Annotated in this window: 10 protein-coding genes; 7 read left to right on the forward strand and 3 right to left on the reverse strand. The window is 66.1% G+C overall.

The features are described 5' to 3' along the window. Positions 1-27 precede the first annotated feature (27 nt). Positions 28-891, reverse strand: coding sequence for a class A beta-lactamase (bla, locus tag JOD97_RS06970; RefSeq protein WP_209714578.1), 864 nt, complete (start codon positions 889-891; stop codon positions 28-30). Between the two features lie 294 nt (positions 892-1,185). On the opposite strand from bla, the gene JOD97_RS06975 reads away from it, so the two are divergent. The 3 genes from JOD97_RS06975 to JOD97_RS06985 all read left to right on the forward strand — a co-directional run bounded on the left by JOD97_RS06975 (position 1,186) and on the right by JOD97_RS06985 (position 5,179). Continuing rightward, entirely contained in the window at positions 1,186-3,363 is a 2,178-nt protein-coding gene (locus JOD97_RS06975) for a phosphocholine-specific phospholipase C (protein ID WP_209714580.1), read from the forward strand. Then, complete coding sequence (locus tag JOD97_RS06980; RefSeq protein WP_229264212.1) at positions 3,341-4,063, forward strand: PEP-CTERM sorting domain-containing protein; 723 nt, start codon at positions 3,341-3,343, stop codon at positions 4,061-4,063. Before JOD97_RS06975 ends, JOD97_RS06980 begins: the two co-directional genes overlap by 23 nt. A 483-nt stretch (positions 4,064-4,546) precedes the next feature. Then, the gene (locus JOD97_RS06985) at positions 4,547-5,179 is read left to right on the forward strand and encodes a hypothetical protein (RefSeq protein ID WP_209714583.1); all 633 of its coding nucleotides are present in this window, start codon (positions 4,547-4,549) and stop codon (positions 5,177-5,179) included. Position 5,180: 1 nt separating this feature from the next. On the opposite strand, the gene nhaA is transcribed toward JOD97_RS06985, so the two are convergent. After that, positions 5,181-6,368: a Na+/H+ antiporter NhaA gene (gene nhaA, locus JOD97_RS06990; protein WP_209717291.1), complete on the reverse strand. Its 1,188-nt coding sequence runs from the start codon at positions 6,366-6,368 to the stop codon at positions 5,181-5,183. 239 nt (positions 6,369-6,607) lie between these two features. On the opposite strand from nhaA, the gene JOD97_RS06995 reads away from it, so the two are divergent. The 4 genes from JOD97_RS06995 to JOD97_RS07010 all read left to right on the forward strand — a co-directional run bounded on the left by JOD97_RS06995 (position 6,608) and on the right by JOD97_RS07010 (position 12,499). Next, positions 6,608-8,203, forward strand: coding sequence for an FAD-dependent monooxygenase (locus JOD97_RS06995; protein WP_209714585.1), 1,596 nt, complete (start codon positions 6,608-6,610; stop codon positions 8,201-8,203). 141 nt (positions 8,204-8,344) lie between these two features. Then, complete coding sequence (locus tag JOD97_RS07000) at positions 8,345-10,228, forward strand: DUF885 family protein (protein ID WP_209714586.1); 1,884 nt, start codon at positions 8,345-8,347, stop codon at positions 10,226-10,228. Between the two features lie 13 nt (positions 10,229-10,241). After that, a complete protein-coding gene (locus JOD97_RS07005) occupies positions 10,242-11,501 on the forward strand; it encodes a D-amino acid dehydrogenase (protein ID WP_209714588.1) in 1,260 nt (419 codons plus the stop codon). Positions 11,502-11,542: 41 nt separating this feature from the next. Continuing rightward, positions 11,543-12,499, forward strand: a complete 957-nt coding sequence (locus JOD97_RS07010; RefSeq protein ID WP_209714590.1) for a M48 family metallopeptidase — start codon at positions 11,543-11,545, stop codon at positions 12,497-12,499. A 112-nt stretch (positions 12,500-12,611) separates the two neighbouring features. Here JOD97_RS07010 and JOD97_RS07015 read toward each other — a convergent pair whose 3' ends face one another. Continuing rightward, entirely contained in the window at positions 12,612-13,586 is a 975-nt protein-coding gene (locus JOD97_RS07015; protein WP_209714592.1) for a LysR family transcriptional regulator, read from the reverse strand. Positions 13,587-13,751: the final 165 nt, after the last annotated feature.

Genomic DNA, 13,751 nt, shown 5'->3' on the forward strand with positions numbered 1-13,751 from the left:
GGGCCCACTAAGGTTAAGGGCCGTAGTTTAGCCGACCTTGAACGCATCGATGACAATCTTTGCCGCCTGGCCGAGGATTTCGGGACGGATCGCGTCATCCTTGCCGGGTTGCGTCAGGTACACGGCCAGCACGATAGGCGCCTTGCCGGGCGGCCACAGCACGGCGATGTCGTTGACCGTGCCGTAGGAGCCGGCGCCGGTCTTGTCGCCCACCCGCCAGCTCGACGGCACGCCGGCACGGATGCGGGTGGCGCCGGTGGTGTTGCCGATCAGCCAATCCGTCAGGATCTCGCGCTTGGCCGGCGGCAGCGCGTCGCCCAGCGCCAGCTTGTGCAGCGATTCCATCATCGCCGCCGGCGTGGTGGTGTCGCGCGGGTCGCCGGGGATGGCGCTGTTGAGCTCGGTTTCCAGGCGGTCCAGGCGGAATTGCCGGTCGCCGATCGTGCGGGCGTAGGCGGTCACCGCCTCCGGACCGCCGAGGTGGCGTATCAGCAGGTTGGCGGCCGTGTTGTCGCTGTACTGGATGGTGGCGGCGCACAGGGCCTCGATGGTCATGCCGTCGTCAAGGTTTTTCCCGGTGATCGGCGAATGCGCCACCAGTTCGCCCTTGTCGTAGCGGATGCGCTGCTGCAGCGCCGACGGCTCGCGCGCCAGCACCGCCGCCGACAGCATCATCTTGAACGTGCTGCAGAAGGGGAAGCGCTCGTCGGCGCGGTGCAGCAGCTCGCGACCGTCGGCCGTGTTCAGCGCCGCCACGCCCAGCCGGCCGCCGGACGCCGCTTCCAGCCGGACCAGCCGCATGTCCGGCGGCATGGGGGCGGCGCTGGCGCGGGCAAATGGGGTCGATGCGAGCGCCAGCAACAAAGTACGACGGAGGGCGGAGTGGGTCATGGTGTGTGGTCGGGGCGTCAATCTGGATGAAGGGGAAGTGCTGGATGATAACGCGAAGCGCCCGCTCCGTGCCAGGGAGGCGCAAATCCGCCCGGTCCCACCGGAGGCGTCTGGCCCAGGATTATTGCCGAAATAAGTAAATTGCTTCGATTGCATGACATGTCATCAACTTTTCATAGTTGGTGCGTAAGCTCTTGCCTCGCATGACCTCAGTTTTCGTGTTCCCCGACAATCGACCTGGATCAATCAAATGCATATTTTCTATTTCGCGTTCGCACGCACGCAGGTGCATGCATGAGCCGACGTGACTTCCTCCGCACAATGGGCAAGTCGGCCGGCGCCAGTGCCGTGCTGGCGACCTTTCCACCGTCCATCCAAAAGGCGCTGGCCCTGCCTGCCAATCAGCGCACCCGCAGCTTGCAGGATGTCGAGCACATCGTCGTGCTGACGCAGGAGAACCGCAGTTTCGACCATTACTTCGGCACTCTTGAAGGGGTCAGGGGATTCGGCGATCCCTTTCCGATTCCGGTGATGGACCGGCAAAATCTCTTCAGCCGCAAATCGGTCTTCGTGCAGCGCTCGGTCGGCGGGGCGCCGGTGCCCGGCCGACCCAACTGGCCCCATGGCAGCGCCATCGCGCCGTTCCGGCTCAACACGGTGCAGGACTTTCCAGTCATGCGCGTGGCCGGGACGCCGCATAGCTGGCTCGACGCCCAGCTGGCGTGGGACCACGGACGCATGAATGACTGGTGCACGGTCAAGCAGAACCACGCGATGGGCTATTACGCCGACGCCGACATTCCGTTCCAGTTCGCGCTCGCGCGCGCCTTTACCATCTGCGACCACTATCACTGCGCAACCCAGACCGGCACCAACACCAACCGGCTGTTTCTGTTCAGCGGTCACAACGATCCCCTGGCGGTTGCGGGCGGCCCGTCGACCGACAACAGCCGCGACGACTTCAATCCGGACATGTCCACCGACTACTTGTGGACCACCTATCCGGAGCGTCTCGAAGCGGCGGGCATCAGCTGGCAGGTTTACCAGAACATGGCGGACAACTTCACCGATAACTCGCTGGCGGGCTTCCGCTCTTTCCGCAACGCGTGGTATCGCCGGCCGGGCTATTCGCAATCCCTGCGCGATCGCGGCACCACGACGCGTGACCTCGACCTGCTCAAGGCCGACGTGCTTGCCAACCGCCTGCCGCAGGTCAGCTGGGTCGTCGCGACCGCCGAAGGCTCGGAACACCCGGGTCCCTCGAGTCCTGCGTCGGGCGCCGACTACATCGCGCGCGTGCTGGACGCCCTGACCGCCAATCCGGACAGCTGGAGCAAGACGGTCCTGCTCATCAACTTCGACGAGAATGACGGCTTCTTCGACCACATGCCACCGCCCGCGGTCCCGGCGTACACGAGTTACGGCAGCAATCCGGCGCAGTCGCAGCTCGCCGGCGCGTCAACCGTCGATACCACCGGCGAGTACCATCACGTGCTCAACGGCGCCGATGCACGCACGCACCACCGCCCCTACGGGCTCGGGCCGCGCGTTCCGATGTATGTCATCTCGCCATGGACCAAGGGCGGCTGGGTCAATTCGCAGGTCTTCGACCACACCTCGGTGGTGCGTTTCATCGAGGCGCGCTTCGGTGTGCGCGAGCCGCTCATCAGCCCATGGCGCCGTGCGGTGAGCGGCAACCTGTTGTCCTGTTTCGACTTCGCCAACCCGAACGACAACGGGTTCACGCAACTGCTGCCGGAAACGGCCGCGCGGCGCGCAATGGCGCTGAGCCTGCCAAACACCAAGGTCCCCGCAACGCCGGCCACGCTGACGGCGCCGGTGCAGGCTGCCGGCGTGCGTCCGGCACGCGCCCTGCCCTACGAACTCCAGGTGCAGGCACAGGTGCCGGCCGCAGGCGGCCAGGTGGTGCTCAAATTCGACAACCTGGGCGAAGCCGGGGCGGTGTTTCATGTGTACGATCGTCTGGCATTGGAGCAGGTCCCGCGCCGCTATACGGTCGAGCCTGGCAAATATCTCGAAGGCCGCTGGAACACCGCAGCTGCCTACGATCTTTGGGTATTGGGACCGAACGGCTTTCATCGCCACATCGTCGGCGACGTGCGTGGCGCAGGCAACGCCGCCTGGCCGGAGATCAGCATGCGCGCCGACCGCAGCGCAGGCGAGCTGCTCATCGACCTGGTCAACAATGGCGCGCAGCCATGCACCTTCGAACTCACCGCCAACAAGTATTACGCGAGCAAGCCGCTGGAAGTGCGCGTCGTGGCACGCTCGAGGAGCACCGTTCGGCTTCCGCTGGCATCGAGTTCAAACTGGTACGACTACAGCCTGCGCGTGAACGGCTTGCCGGGCTGGTTGCGCCGCTTCGCCGGCCATCTGGAAAACGGCTTGCCGTCCATCAGCGACCCGGCGATGCGCGGGGCAGCGCAGCTTGACCAGTACCGCGTCATTTAACTTCTACAAGGAGCTTTTCATGAAGTGTCGATTTCTCGTTGCCGCGGCCTTGTTCGCCGTGGCGTGTAGCGGCAAAGCTGCCGTCACCTACGGTCAGAACCTCATCGTCAACGGCGACGCCGAGGCGGGCGTGAGCGGCTGGACCGGCTACTCGAATTACAACACGGTCCAGTCGGTGGACTATGGCAACAACTGGGTGCTTCCCACCCAGCCTGGCCCGGTCGATCGCGGAACGAAGATGTTCGCCGGCTTCGGGGAGTATGCGGTGGGCGTTCAGACGCTGGATTTCGGCGCGCCCACGGCGCAGAACACTTCCTATTCCTTGAGCGGATGGCTCGGCGGCTGGGCCGACCAGGGCGACAACGCACTGTTCTTCGTGCAGTTTCTCGATGCGGCGAACAATGAGATAGGAAACGCGGCGATCGGTCCCGTCACCCCGCAAGATCGCGGCAACCAGACGGGCCTGTACTACCGGGAGTCCTCGGGAATCATGCCTGCTGGCACGAGCAAGCTGTCTTTCTGGCTGTCGATGGAGCGTCTTGTTGCGGGCGACAACGATGGCTACGCGGATAACCTGTCCTTCATCGCGCGGCAAACTGCGAGCGTGGTGCCGGAACCTGGCATGGCGCCGATGTTCTTGCTAGGCTTCGGCATGTTGGCCGGGGCGCTCCGCCGCAACAAGCGCGCGCGCATGTCGTAATTGGGGGCATAGTAGGTCGACCAGCGCAGCGGCGCGAACGCCGTTGCTGCGACTCAATGTTCCGGCGGCTAGGGGGACCTGGCCACCGGACGGTAGCGGTAACGCATGGGCAGCGCCCGCCATCGAGCGATCGTGAAAGAAGTATCCGCGCGCCTACCCCCGCTTCCAACTTTGCCTGACCGAATGCAGACGTTCGGCTAATGATCGGTCGGGCTATTCGCTTGTAGTTCTGGAAATTTTGGCCGGTCCCGTTTCGTGGGCCGACCGTCGGCTAACGCCCCACAGCCGCCCCTCGTCCCCCACTCAGGAGCGGAACCCCATCGCGCTCCCCCTGGCAGTATGCACAGGGGTGGGCCGCGCAGCTCCTTGTAGCAAAAGCCCGATTTTTCGCCCTGTTTTTCCCTATTTTTCCAGGGATTGAACTATCGCCGCGCTTCCCGGTCTAAATATGACAAAGCAGAACGAAATAGGGGAGAAAATCGAATGAATACCACAGTGACCGTGCAGGTGCCTACCGATACCCTGCTCCACCTCATAGAAAAGCTGCGCCGTCGTGGCGGCTCGCAGGACATTTCGGAAGCCATGACGAAGGCCGTCGAATGCTGGCTGGAAGACCCGGCCAGATTCGCGCCGGGCGCGGACCCTGCAGACATGCACGGCTATCAATGGAAATCGCTGTTCCTTCCGGCAGGCACCGTGTTGAAATCGTGGAGCTACGGCGAAAACAATTACGCTCGCGTTGAAGGCGATCAGATCATCCACAATGGCCGCGCGGTGTCCCCGAACCAGTTCGCGCAATCGTTCGCCCGCTCGACGCGCAATGCGTGGCAGGACTTATTCATCCGCCGTCCGGGCGACAAGACCTTCAAAATAGCATGCCGGCTGCGCGATGAACTGATCGCGGCGGCAAAGCCGGCAGCCGCAACGCCAACCGCTACGATCCTGACAGGCTCTACCGCAATGCCGCCGCTGGCAGTTGGATCGACGGCAAACTTGCCCGCGCCGCAGGCCCCGTCACCGGCAGGCCAGCCACCGCGCAACACCGACCGCGAGCCCGGATGGGACTTGCCGGAGCGCAGAAAATTCCGCTATCGGCTGGAAGACGTCGCCTATTAATTCAGCAAGAATCCGTATTCGAGTCGCTCGCGAGCGGGCCACCCCTGAGCTTCAGCCATACAAACCCGACTATGCCCGCAGCCAACGAAGCTCCGAGGATCGCCATCTTCGACGCATTGATCACTTCCGCTTGCCCCGTGAACGCGAGATTGGTGATGAAGATCGACATCGTAAAACCAATTCCGCCCAGTAATCCCGCCCCCAGGATGTGCCGCCAAGCCAGATCCAGCGGCAGCCGGCACAACCCCAAAGTCACCGCCACAAAGCTGAACAGGACAATACCGACCGGCTTGCCCAGCACCAGTCCGGCGATGATGCCCAGGCTATTGCTGCTGGCGAGCTCGCCGATCCAATCCGGGCCGATGACGATGCCGGTATTGGCCAGGGCGAAGATCGGCAGGATCAAAAAGGTAACCGGCTTGTGCAGGATGTGTTCCAGACGATGCGAGGGCGACGCGGCGTCGTCTTCCTTGGCGGAATAGGGAATCGCGAAGGCAAGCAGTACGCCCGCAATGGTCGCATGCACGCCGGATTTAAGCATCAGGAACCACATCAGGGCACCGCCCAACAGATAAGGCAACAACGCCATAACGCGCAGCAGGCGGTTCATTGCAATCAGTGCGATGAAAACAGCCAGCGCGCCCATCAGATACAGGAACGACAGGTCGGTGGTGTAGAACAGGGCGATCACGACAATTGCGCCCAAGTCATCCATCACCGCCAGCGCCGTCAGGAAGATTTTCAGTGACGCTGGCACCCGGCTGCCCAGCAAAGCCAATACGCCGAGCGCAAAGGCAATGTCCGTCGCCATCGGGACGCCAACACCGGCTTGGGTAGGCGTCCCGCCGTTCATGCCGAAGTGGATCAAAGCAGGCACTGCGATGCCGCCAGCCGCAGCCAGCATCGGTAACAGCGCGTTCCTCATGTCGGACAGTTCGCCGCTGTACAGTTCGCGTTCAAGCTCCAGCCCGATGAGCAGGAAGAACACCGCCATAAGGGCGTCGTTAATCCAGTGCTCAACGCTTAGCCCCGCCACGATCTGGTGCCAGAAGCCGAGATAGGCGGCGCCCCAGGGCGAGTTTGCAATCGACAGCGAGACAAGCGTGCACAGGATGAGCACGATGCCGCCAGCTTTGCTCGACTCGGTGAATTGCTTGAAGGTATTAGAAAGACCGCGTTCGACGGACATCATGCTGCCTCCAGGGGCGCATGACGTAAGGAGGAGAAGCCAGGAGCAAAAAGGATAATGTTCATATTGGACGCAATAAAGCCGCGTGGCGGCCCGACCATCGCGCGTCCTGTCGTACCTTGCTGTACGAACACCCGGCAATCATTATACCTCGACCATAACCGATCCACCACGCCGACCAGCCCGCCCGCGCCACCAATTGCGCGCGCCGCATTCGCCCACGCGGGTAGACTGGCCCGATGGTTCCCCAAGTTCTCATCGTTGGCGCCGGACCCACCGGCCTGGTACTCGCCCTGCGGCTGGCGCGGCACGGCGTGACGGTGCGCATCATCGACCAAAACAGCGGCCCCGGCCAAGCCTCGCGCGCCATGGCCGTGCACGCGCGTACGCTCGAGTTCTACCGCCAGCTCGGTTTCGGCGACACCGTCGTCGATCTCGGCATCCGTATCGAGGCCATCCACCTGCGCGAGGAAGGCCACGACATCGCCGAGCTGCCCTTCAAGGACATCGGCGCCGGCCTCAGCCCCTATCCCTTCGTGCTGGCTTTCCCGCAGGACGACCACGAACGGTTCCTGGTCGAACAGTTGCGCGCACACGGGGTGGAGGTCGAGTGGAACACCGAGCTCGAATCGTTCACGCAGGACGAATGGGGCGTGCGCTCGGTGCTGCGGCGCGGGGGCGAACGCATCGCCTGCGGCACGGCCTTCCTGTGCGGCTGCGACGGCGCCCGTAGCCGCGTGCGCGAGTCGCTCCAAATCAACTTCGGCGGCGGCACCTACGACCATCTTTATTATGTGGCCGACGTCAAGACCGACGGTCCGCCCAACGTCGACCTGGTCGGCCACCTGGGCGCCAACACCTTCGCGCTGATGCTGCCGGTGCGCTCGCGCGGCATGCAGCGCCTGATCGGCATCATGCCCGAGCCTAAAACCGACCCGGCCGCCGGCCACGCCGAGCCCAGCTTCGAGGACGTGCGCCCGGTGCTGGAGCCATTGCTCGGCATCAAGGTCGCGCAGTTGAACTGGTTCTCCACCTACCGCGTGCACCACCGGGTGGCGTCGCAATTCCGCGTCGGCCGCTGCTTCCTGGCCGGCGACGCGGCCCATATCCACAGCCCGGCCGGCGGCCAGGGCATGAACACCGGCATCGGCGACGCCGTCAACCTGGCGTGGAAGCTGGCCCAGGTACTGCGCACCGGCGCCCACGGCGCGCTGCTCGACACCTACCAGGCCGAGCGGCTCGTGTTCGCCCGCAAGCTGGTCACCACCACCGACCGCGCCTTCCAGATGGTGGTGTCGCAGGGCACCGGCGGCCAGCTGTTGCGCAACTGGCTGGTGCCGCATGTGCTGCCGGTGCTGACCGGCTTCTCGGCCGCCCGCCGCACACTGTTCAAAACCTTGTCGCAGGTGCAGATCCATTATCCCGACAGCCTGCTCAGCGGTGGCCGCGCGGGCGAGATCATCGGCGGCGACCGCCTGCCGTGGGTGCCGCAGGCGGACGGCGGCGACAATTTCGCCCCGCTGCGCTCGCTGGACTGGCAATTGCACGTGTACGGCAAAACCGATCCGCTGCTCGCCGCCGCCGCGCAGGTGTTGCATTTGCCGCTGCACGCCTGGCCCTGGAGCGAGGCCGCCGGGCAGGCCGGCCTGCTGGAGGACGCGGCCTACCTGGTCCGCCCGGACATGCACGTGGCGCTGGCCCTGCCGCGCCAGGAGCTCGACGCGCTGCGCGAACTGGTCGCCCGCTTCCAGCTGCGGTTCGGGGCCGAGGCGGAGCCGGTTCCAGCGTCGATTTCAACGTCGAATTCGTCACCGCCACCGCCGTCCCTGTATTAAATCCGCCTTAACCTGCGCACGATACTCATTGACAATTTTCCGGCCAACGCGCTATGGTCAGCGTCGCGCCGGCCGCGCGGCCGAAAAATTCCCGCGCCACGCGCCCCGGCCAGCATTACCAACGAACAATAAAAGGATGTCATGAGCAACAAGTCCCAGAATTTCACCCGCCGCGACCTGCTGCTGTCCGCCCTTTCCGCCACTGCCGTGGGGGTGCTGCCCGCGCTGCCGGGCCTGGCACGGGCGCAAAGCGCCCAGGCCGCACCGACCGCCGCCGACGCCGGCTTCGCCAAGCTGCTCGACAACTTCGCCGAGGAGATCCTGCGCCTGTCGCCCAGCTCCGCCACCGCGCTGGGGCTCGACAAGGGCGAGCGCGCCGCCCTCAAGTCGCAGCTGGAGAACGTCAGCCGCGCCGGCGACGCCGCCTGGGCCGGCCAGGTCAAATCAATGCTCAAGCGCCTGTCCGGCGTCGACCGCGCCCAGCTCGGCGCCGACGCGCAAATCCGCTACGACACCATCCGCTACGCCGCCAACGAGGGCCTGGAGGGCTTGCGCTTCTCGTACGGCGGCGCCGCCGCCGGCTTCAACGGCGGCACGTCGCCCTTCCCCGTCACCCAGCAGGACGGCGCGCTGACCCGCGTGCCGGAGTTCCTGCACTCGCAGCACCAGATCGCCAACGCCGCCGACGCCGAGGCCTACCTCGAGCGCGTGACCGGCATGGCGCGCATGCTGGACCAGGAAAGCGCCCGCATCGCCAACCAGGCCAGCCGCGGCATCCTGCCGCCCAATTTCATCGCCCGCACCGCGCTGGGGCAGATGCAGGACTACCGCAAGACCGCCGTCGCCCAGCAAAAGCTGGTCACCTCGCTGACCGAGCGCACCCAGAAACTGGGCCTGGCCGGCGACTGGAACGCGCGCGTCACGCAGTTGGTCGAAACCCAGGTCTACCCGGCGCTGGAGCGCCAGATCGCCACCTACACCAAGGCCACGGCCAAGGCCACCGACGTCGCCGGCGTGCACCGCCTGCCCGATGGCGCGGCCTACTACGAGTGGGCGCTGCGCCTGGGCACCTCGACCAACCTGAGTCCGCGCGAGGTGCACACCATCGGCCTGGAGCAGAACAAGATGCTGCAGTCGCGCATCGACGCCATCCTCAAGGCCCAAGGCATCACGCAGGGCACCGTCGGCGCGCGCCTGCTGTCGCTGTCGAAGGACCCGAAACGCTTCTACGCCGACAACGACAAGGGCCGCGACGAGCTGATCGCCTACTGCAACGACCGCATCGACGCCGTGCGCGCGCTGATGCCCAAGATCTCCAACATGAGCCTGAAGGCGCCGCTGGAGGTGCGCCGCGTGCCGGTCGACATCGAGGCCGGCGCGCCGCTCGGCTACATGAACTTCGCCTCACTGGACGGCTCGCGCCCGGCGATCTATTACATCAACCTGAAGTCGACCACCTTGTGGCCGAAGTCCGAGATCGCCACCCTGACCGCGCACGAGGGCTTGCCGGGCCACGCCTGGCAAGGCGCCTACCTGGCCGAGCACCACGACGAGCTGCCGCTGATCTCCTCGCTGATGGGTTTTAACGCCTTCGTCGAGGGCTGGGCGCTGTACGCCGAGCAGCTGGTCGACGAGTTCGGCCTGTACGTCAACGATCCGTACAGCCAGATCGGCTACCTGCAGGCGCAGCAGTTCCGCGCCTGCCGCCTGGTGGTCGACACCGGCATGCACGCGATGAAGTGGACGCGCGAGCAGGCGATCCGCTTCCTGGTCGAGAGCACCGGCCGCGGCGAGCAGGCGATGACCAGCGAGATCGACCGCTACACGGTGTCGCCGGGCCAGGCCTGCGGCTACAAGGTGGGCCACAACGAGATCCTGCGCCAGCGCGAACGCGCCAAGGCGGCGCTGGGCGCGCGCTTCGACCTGCCCGGCTTCAACGACGCGCTGGTGCAAAGCTGCGGCGTGCCGCTGACGGTGCTGCCGACCGTGATCGACCGCTACATCGCGGGCCTGAAAAAGGCCTGATCCGGACCGCGCCATGAAGACCATCGCAGTCATCGGCGGCGGCATCACCGGCGTCACCACCGCCTACGCGCTGGCCCGGCGCGGCCTGCGCGTGACCTTGCTCGAGCGCCACCGCTACCCGGCGATGGAGACCTCGTACGCCAACGGCGGCCAGCTGTCGGCCTCCAACGCCGAGGTGTGGAACCACCGCGCCACCGTGGCCAAAGGCTTGAAGTGGATGCTGCGCAAGGACGCGCCGCTGCTGCTGAACCCCAAACCGAGCTGGCACAAGCTGTCCTGGCTGGCGCAGTTCATCGCCGCCATGCCGGACTACCGCGACAACACCATCGCCATCGCCCGGCTGGCGGTGGCCGCGCGCGAGCATCTGTTCAGCTGGGCCGAGCAGGAGCGCATCGACTTCGACCTCAAACGCGCCGGCATCCTGCACATCTACCGCGACCGCGCCGACTTCGAGCACGGCGAGCGCGTCTCGCTGCTGCTGGCGCAGGGCGGCGTGCGGCGGCGCAGCGTCACCCCGGAGGAGATGCGCGCGATCGAGCCGACCCTGGCCGGCCAGTACCACGCCGGCCACTACACCGACAGCGACAGCTCCGGCGACATCCACAAATTCACCACCGGGCTGGCGCAGGCGGCGCAGCGGCTCGGCGTGCAAACGCGCTTCGGCCAGCAGGTGGTGGGCCTGAGCGCGGACGCGCGCGGCGCCTGCGTCACCGTGCTGCGCGACGGCGTGGCCGACATCGGCGTCTACGACGGCGTGGTGGTGTGCGCCGGCACCGCCAGCCGCGCGCTGGCGGCCATGGTCGGCGACCGCGTCAACGTCTACCCGGTCAAGGGCTATTCGATCACGGTGCGCCTGGACGACGACGCCAGCCGCGCCGCCGCGCCCACCGTCAGCCTGGAGGACGACGCCGCCAAGCTGGTCGCCAGCCGGCTCGGCGACGACCGCTTCCGCGTCGCCGGCACGGCCGAATTCAACGGTTTCAACCGCGACATCCGCGCCGACCGCATCGCCCCGCTGGTCGAATGGGTGCGGCAGCACTTCCCCGGCGTCTGCACGCGCGACATCACGCCGTGGGCCGGGCTGCGGCCGATGATGCCCAACCTGATGCCGCGCGTCGGCCGCGGCAAGATTCCTTGCGTCTTCTACAACACCGGCCACGGCCACCTGGGCTGGACCTTGTCGGCCGCCACGGCCGACCTGATCGCCGCCACGGTGGAGACCAATCTGCGCTCTGTGGCGCAGCGCACCGCCGTCCCCTTGAAAATGGCCTAAACTGCCATCATTATCAGAGTAGTTCCAACTGGAGATCGACCATGAAGGCAAAATCCTTAGCAAGCATCACCCTGCTGGCCGGCGCGATGGCGCTGGCGGCCCCGGTCTTTGCGGCTGCTCCCACCATCCACGAAGTCTACGTCGCCGCCGAGGCGGGCAAGTTCGACGAGGCGCAGACGATGATGGACCAAGTGCTCAAGGAGCACCCGAACAGCGCCAAAGCGCACTTTGTCGAAGCCGAACTGCTGGCCAAGCAAGGCAAGTTCGCGGCTGCGCAAAAGTCGCTCGCCACGGCGGAAAAACTGTCGCCGGGCCTGCCCAAGGTCGATCCCGCGGCCGTGAGCAAGCTGCGCGCCGTGCTGGCCCAGGGCGAAGCCAAGCCCAAGGCCAACTATTCGCAGCAAAAGCCGGCGGCCGACCGGACCAGCTATAACAACGGCGGCTACGCCAACGGCGCCGGCGCCGGCACGAGCAGCGGCGCGGGCGGCGGCATCCCCTGGGGCACGATCCTGCTGATGGGCGGCCTGCTGGTGGGCTTCATCTTCATCGCCTCGCGCTTCATGTCGCGCCGCCAGCAACAGCAGGGCGGCCTGGGCGGCGGCTACAACCAGGGCAACCAGGGCTTCAACCCGGGCGGCACGCCACCGGGCTATCCTCCCGGCGGCGGCTATCCGCAGCAGGGTTATGGTCCCGGCTACGGCCAGCAGCCGCAGGGTAACGGCATGGGTTCGCGCATCATGGGCGGCCTCGCCACCGGCGCGGCGCTGGGCGCGGGCCTGGTGGCCGGCGAAGCGATCGCGCGCCAGTTCACGGGCGGGCATGACAACGGCGGCAACGCGGCCAACGACCAGGGACGCAACGACATCGTGTACGACGACCCATCGCGCAGCAACATCGTGCAAGGCGACGACATGGGCGGCAACGACTTTGGCGTCAGCGGCGGCTGGGACGATTCGGGTGGCGGCGACAGCGGCGGTGGCGGCGACGAGTGGAATTAATCACGCCAACGCGGCACGCTTGAACCCGCACGGCGGCATGCCCGGGGTCGGACCCCGCGGGTCGACGGGGACGCCGAGTCCCGGATCAGCCCTGCGGGTTTGACGTCAACAATCAATCACCCAACGGCACGGGCCTCGCCACCCCGGCCGCCTCCATGGCCACATCCCAATACGGCGGATCGCCGAAATACTCCCGCAAATGATTAATCAGCAGGTGCGACTTGGCCTGATTCGAGCGCCCCGGCATATGCACCGCGTGCACCGCCGATTCGGCCGGATCGTGCCGGGCCGCCGCCGCGCCCCGTGACAGCGGCGCCATCGGAAACACCGGCACCAGCTTGCCCGCCACGATCGCCTCGCTGACCATCCAGTTAGCCAGATGCACCAGCCCCGCCCCGGCGATCGCCGCGTGCATCAAGGTATCGGTATCGTCGCAGCGCAGCGCGCTTTTCACATCCAGCGGCTGGTTGTGATTGACGCCGTCGAAGCGCCACCACGCGCGCGGCGACTTGCCCACCATCGACAGACACTGATGATTGAGCAAATCCTCCGGCGTGGCCGGCCAGCCATGCCGCGCCAGATACGCCGGACTGGCGCTGACCACGCGGTTTTGCGGCGCCAACCGGGTCGCCACCAGATCGCCGTCGGGCAGCACGCCGGCGCGCACCGCCACGTCGACCCGGCGCGAGGCCAGGTCGACGACATTGTCGCTGACGTGCAAATCCACCTGCAGGCGCGGATAGCGCCGCAAAAACGTCGCGATGGCCGGCGCCACGTGCAGCCGGCCGAAGCCGGCCGGCGCGGTGACGGTCAGCAGGCCGCGCGGCTCGCTTTCGGTCTCCTGCACGGCCGCCTGCCCTTCGGCCAGCTCGGCCAGGATATTGCGCGCGCGCGGCAAAAAGCGTTCGCCGGCGTCGGTCAGCACCACGTGGCGCGAGCTGCGCACCAGCAGCCGCGCGCCCAGCTGCGCCTCCAGCGCGTCGAGCTTGCGCGACACCGACGACACCGCCATCTCCAGCTGCACCGCCGCGCGCGACAGGCTGCGCTGTTCCACCACCGCGATCAGGCAATGCAAGGCATCGATCATCCATTTCTCCCCAGGCCGGCCCCTTTGCGGAAAGCGCAAAATGCATTTGCCGGAACGGCTATTGTGCCATTTTTTGCTAAAGTGCATACTTTGTGTTGCATTGCACACCACAATCGCAAGCCTTGGGCGACATCGCCCAAATCCCTAGACATTCCTGTTTTTGGA

Source organism: Duganella sp. 1411 (assembly GCF_017833525.1).
GTDB lineage: Bacteria > Pseudomonadota > Gammaproteobacteria > Burkholderiales > Burkholderiaceae_D > Rugamonas.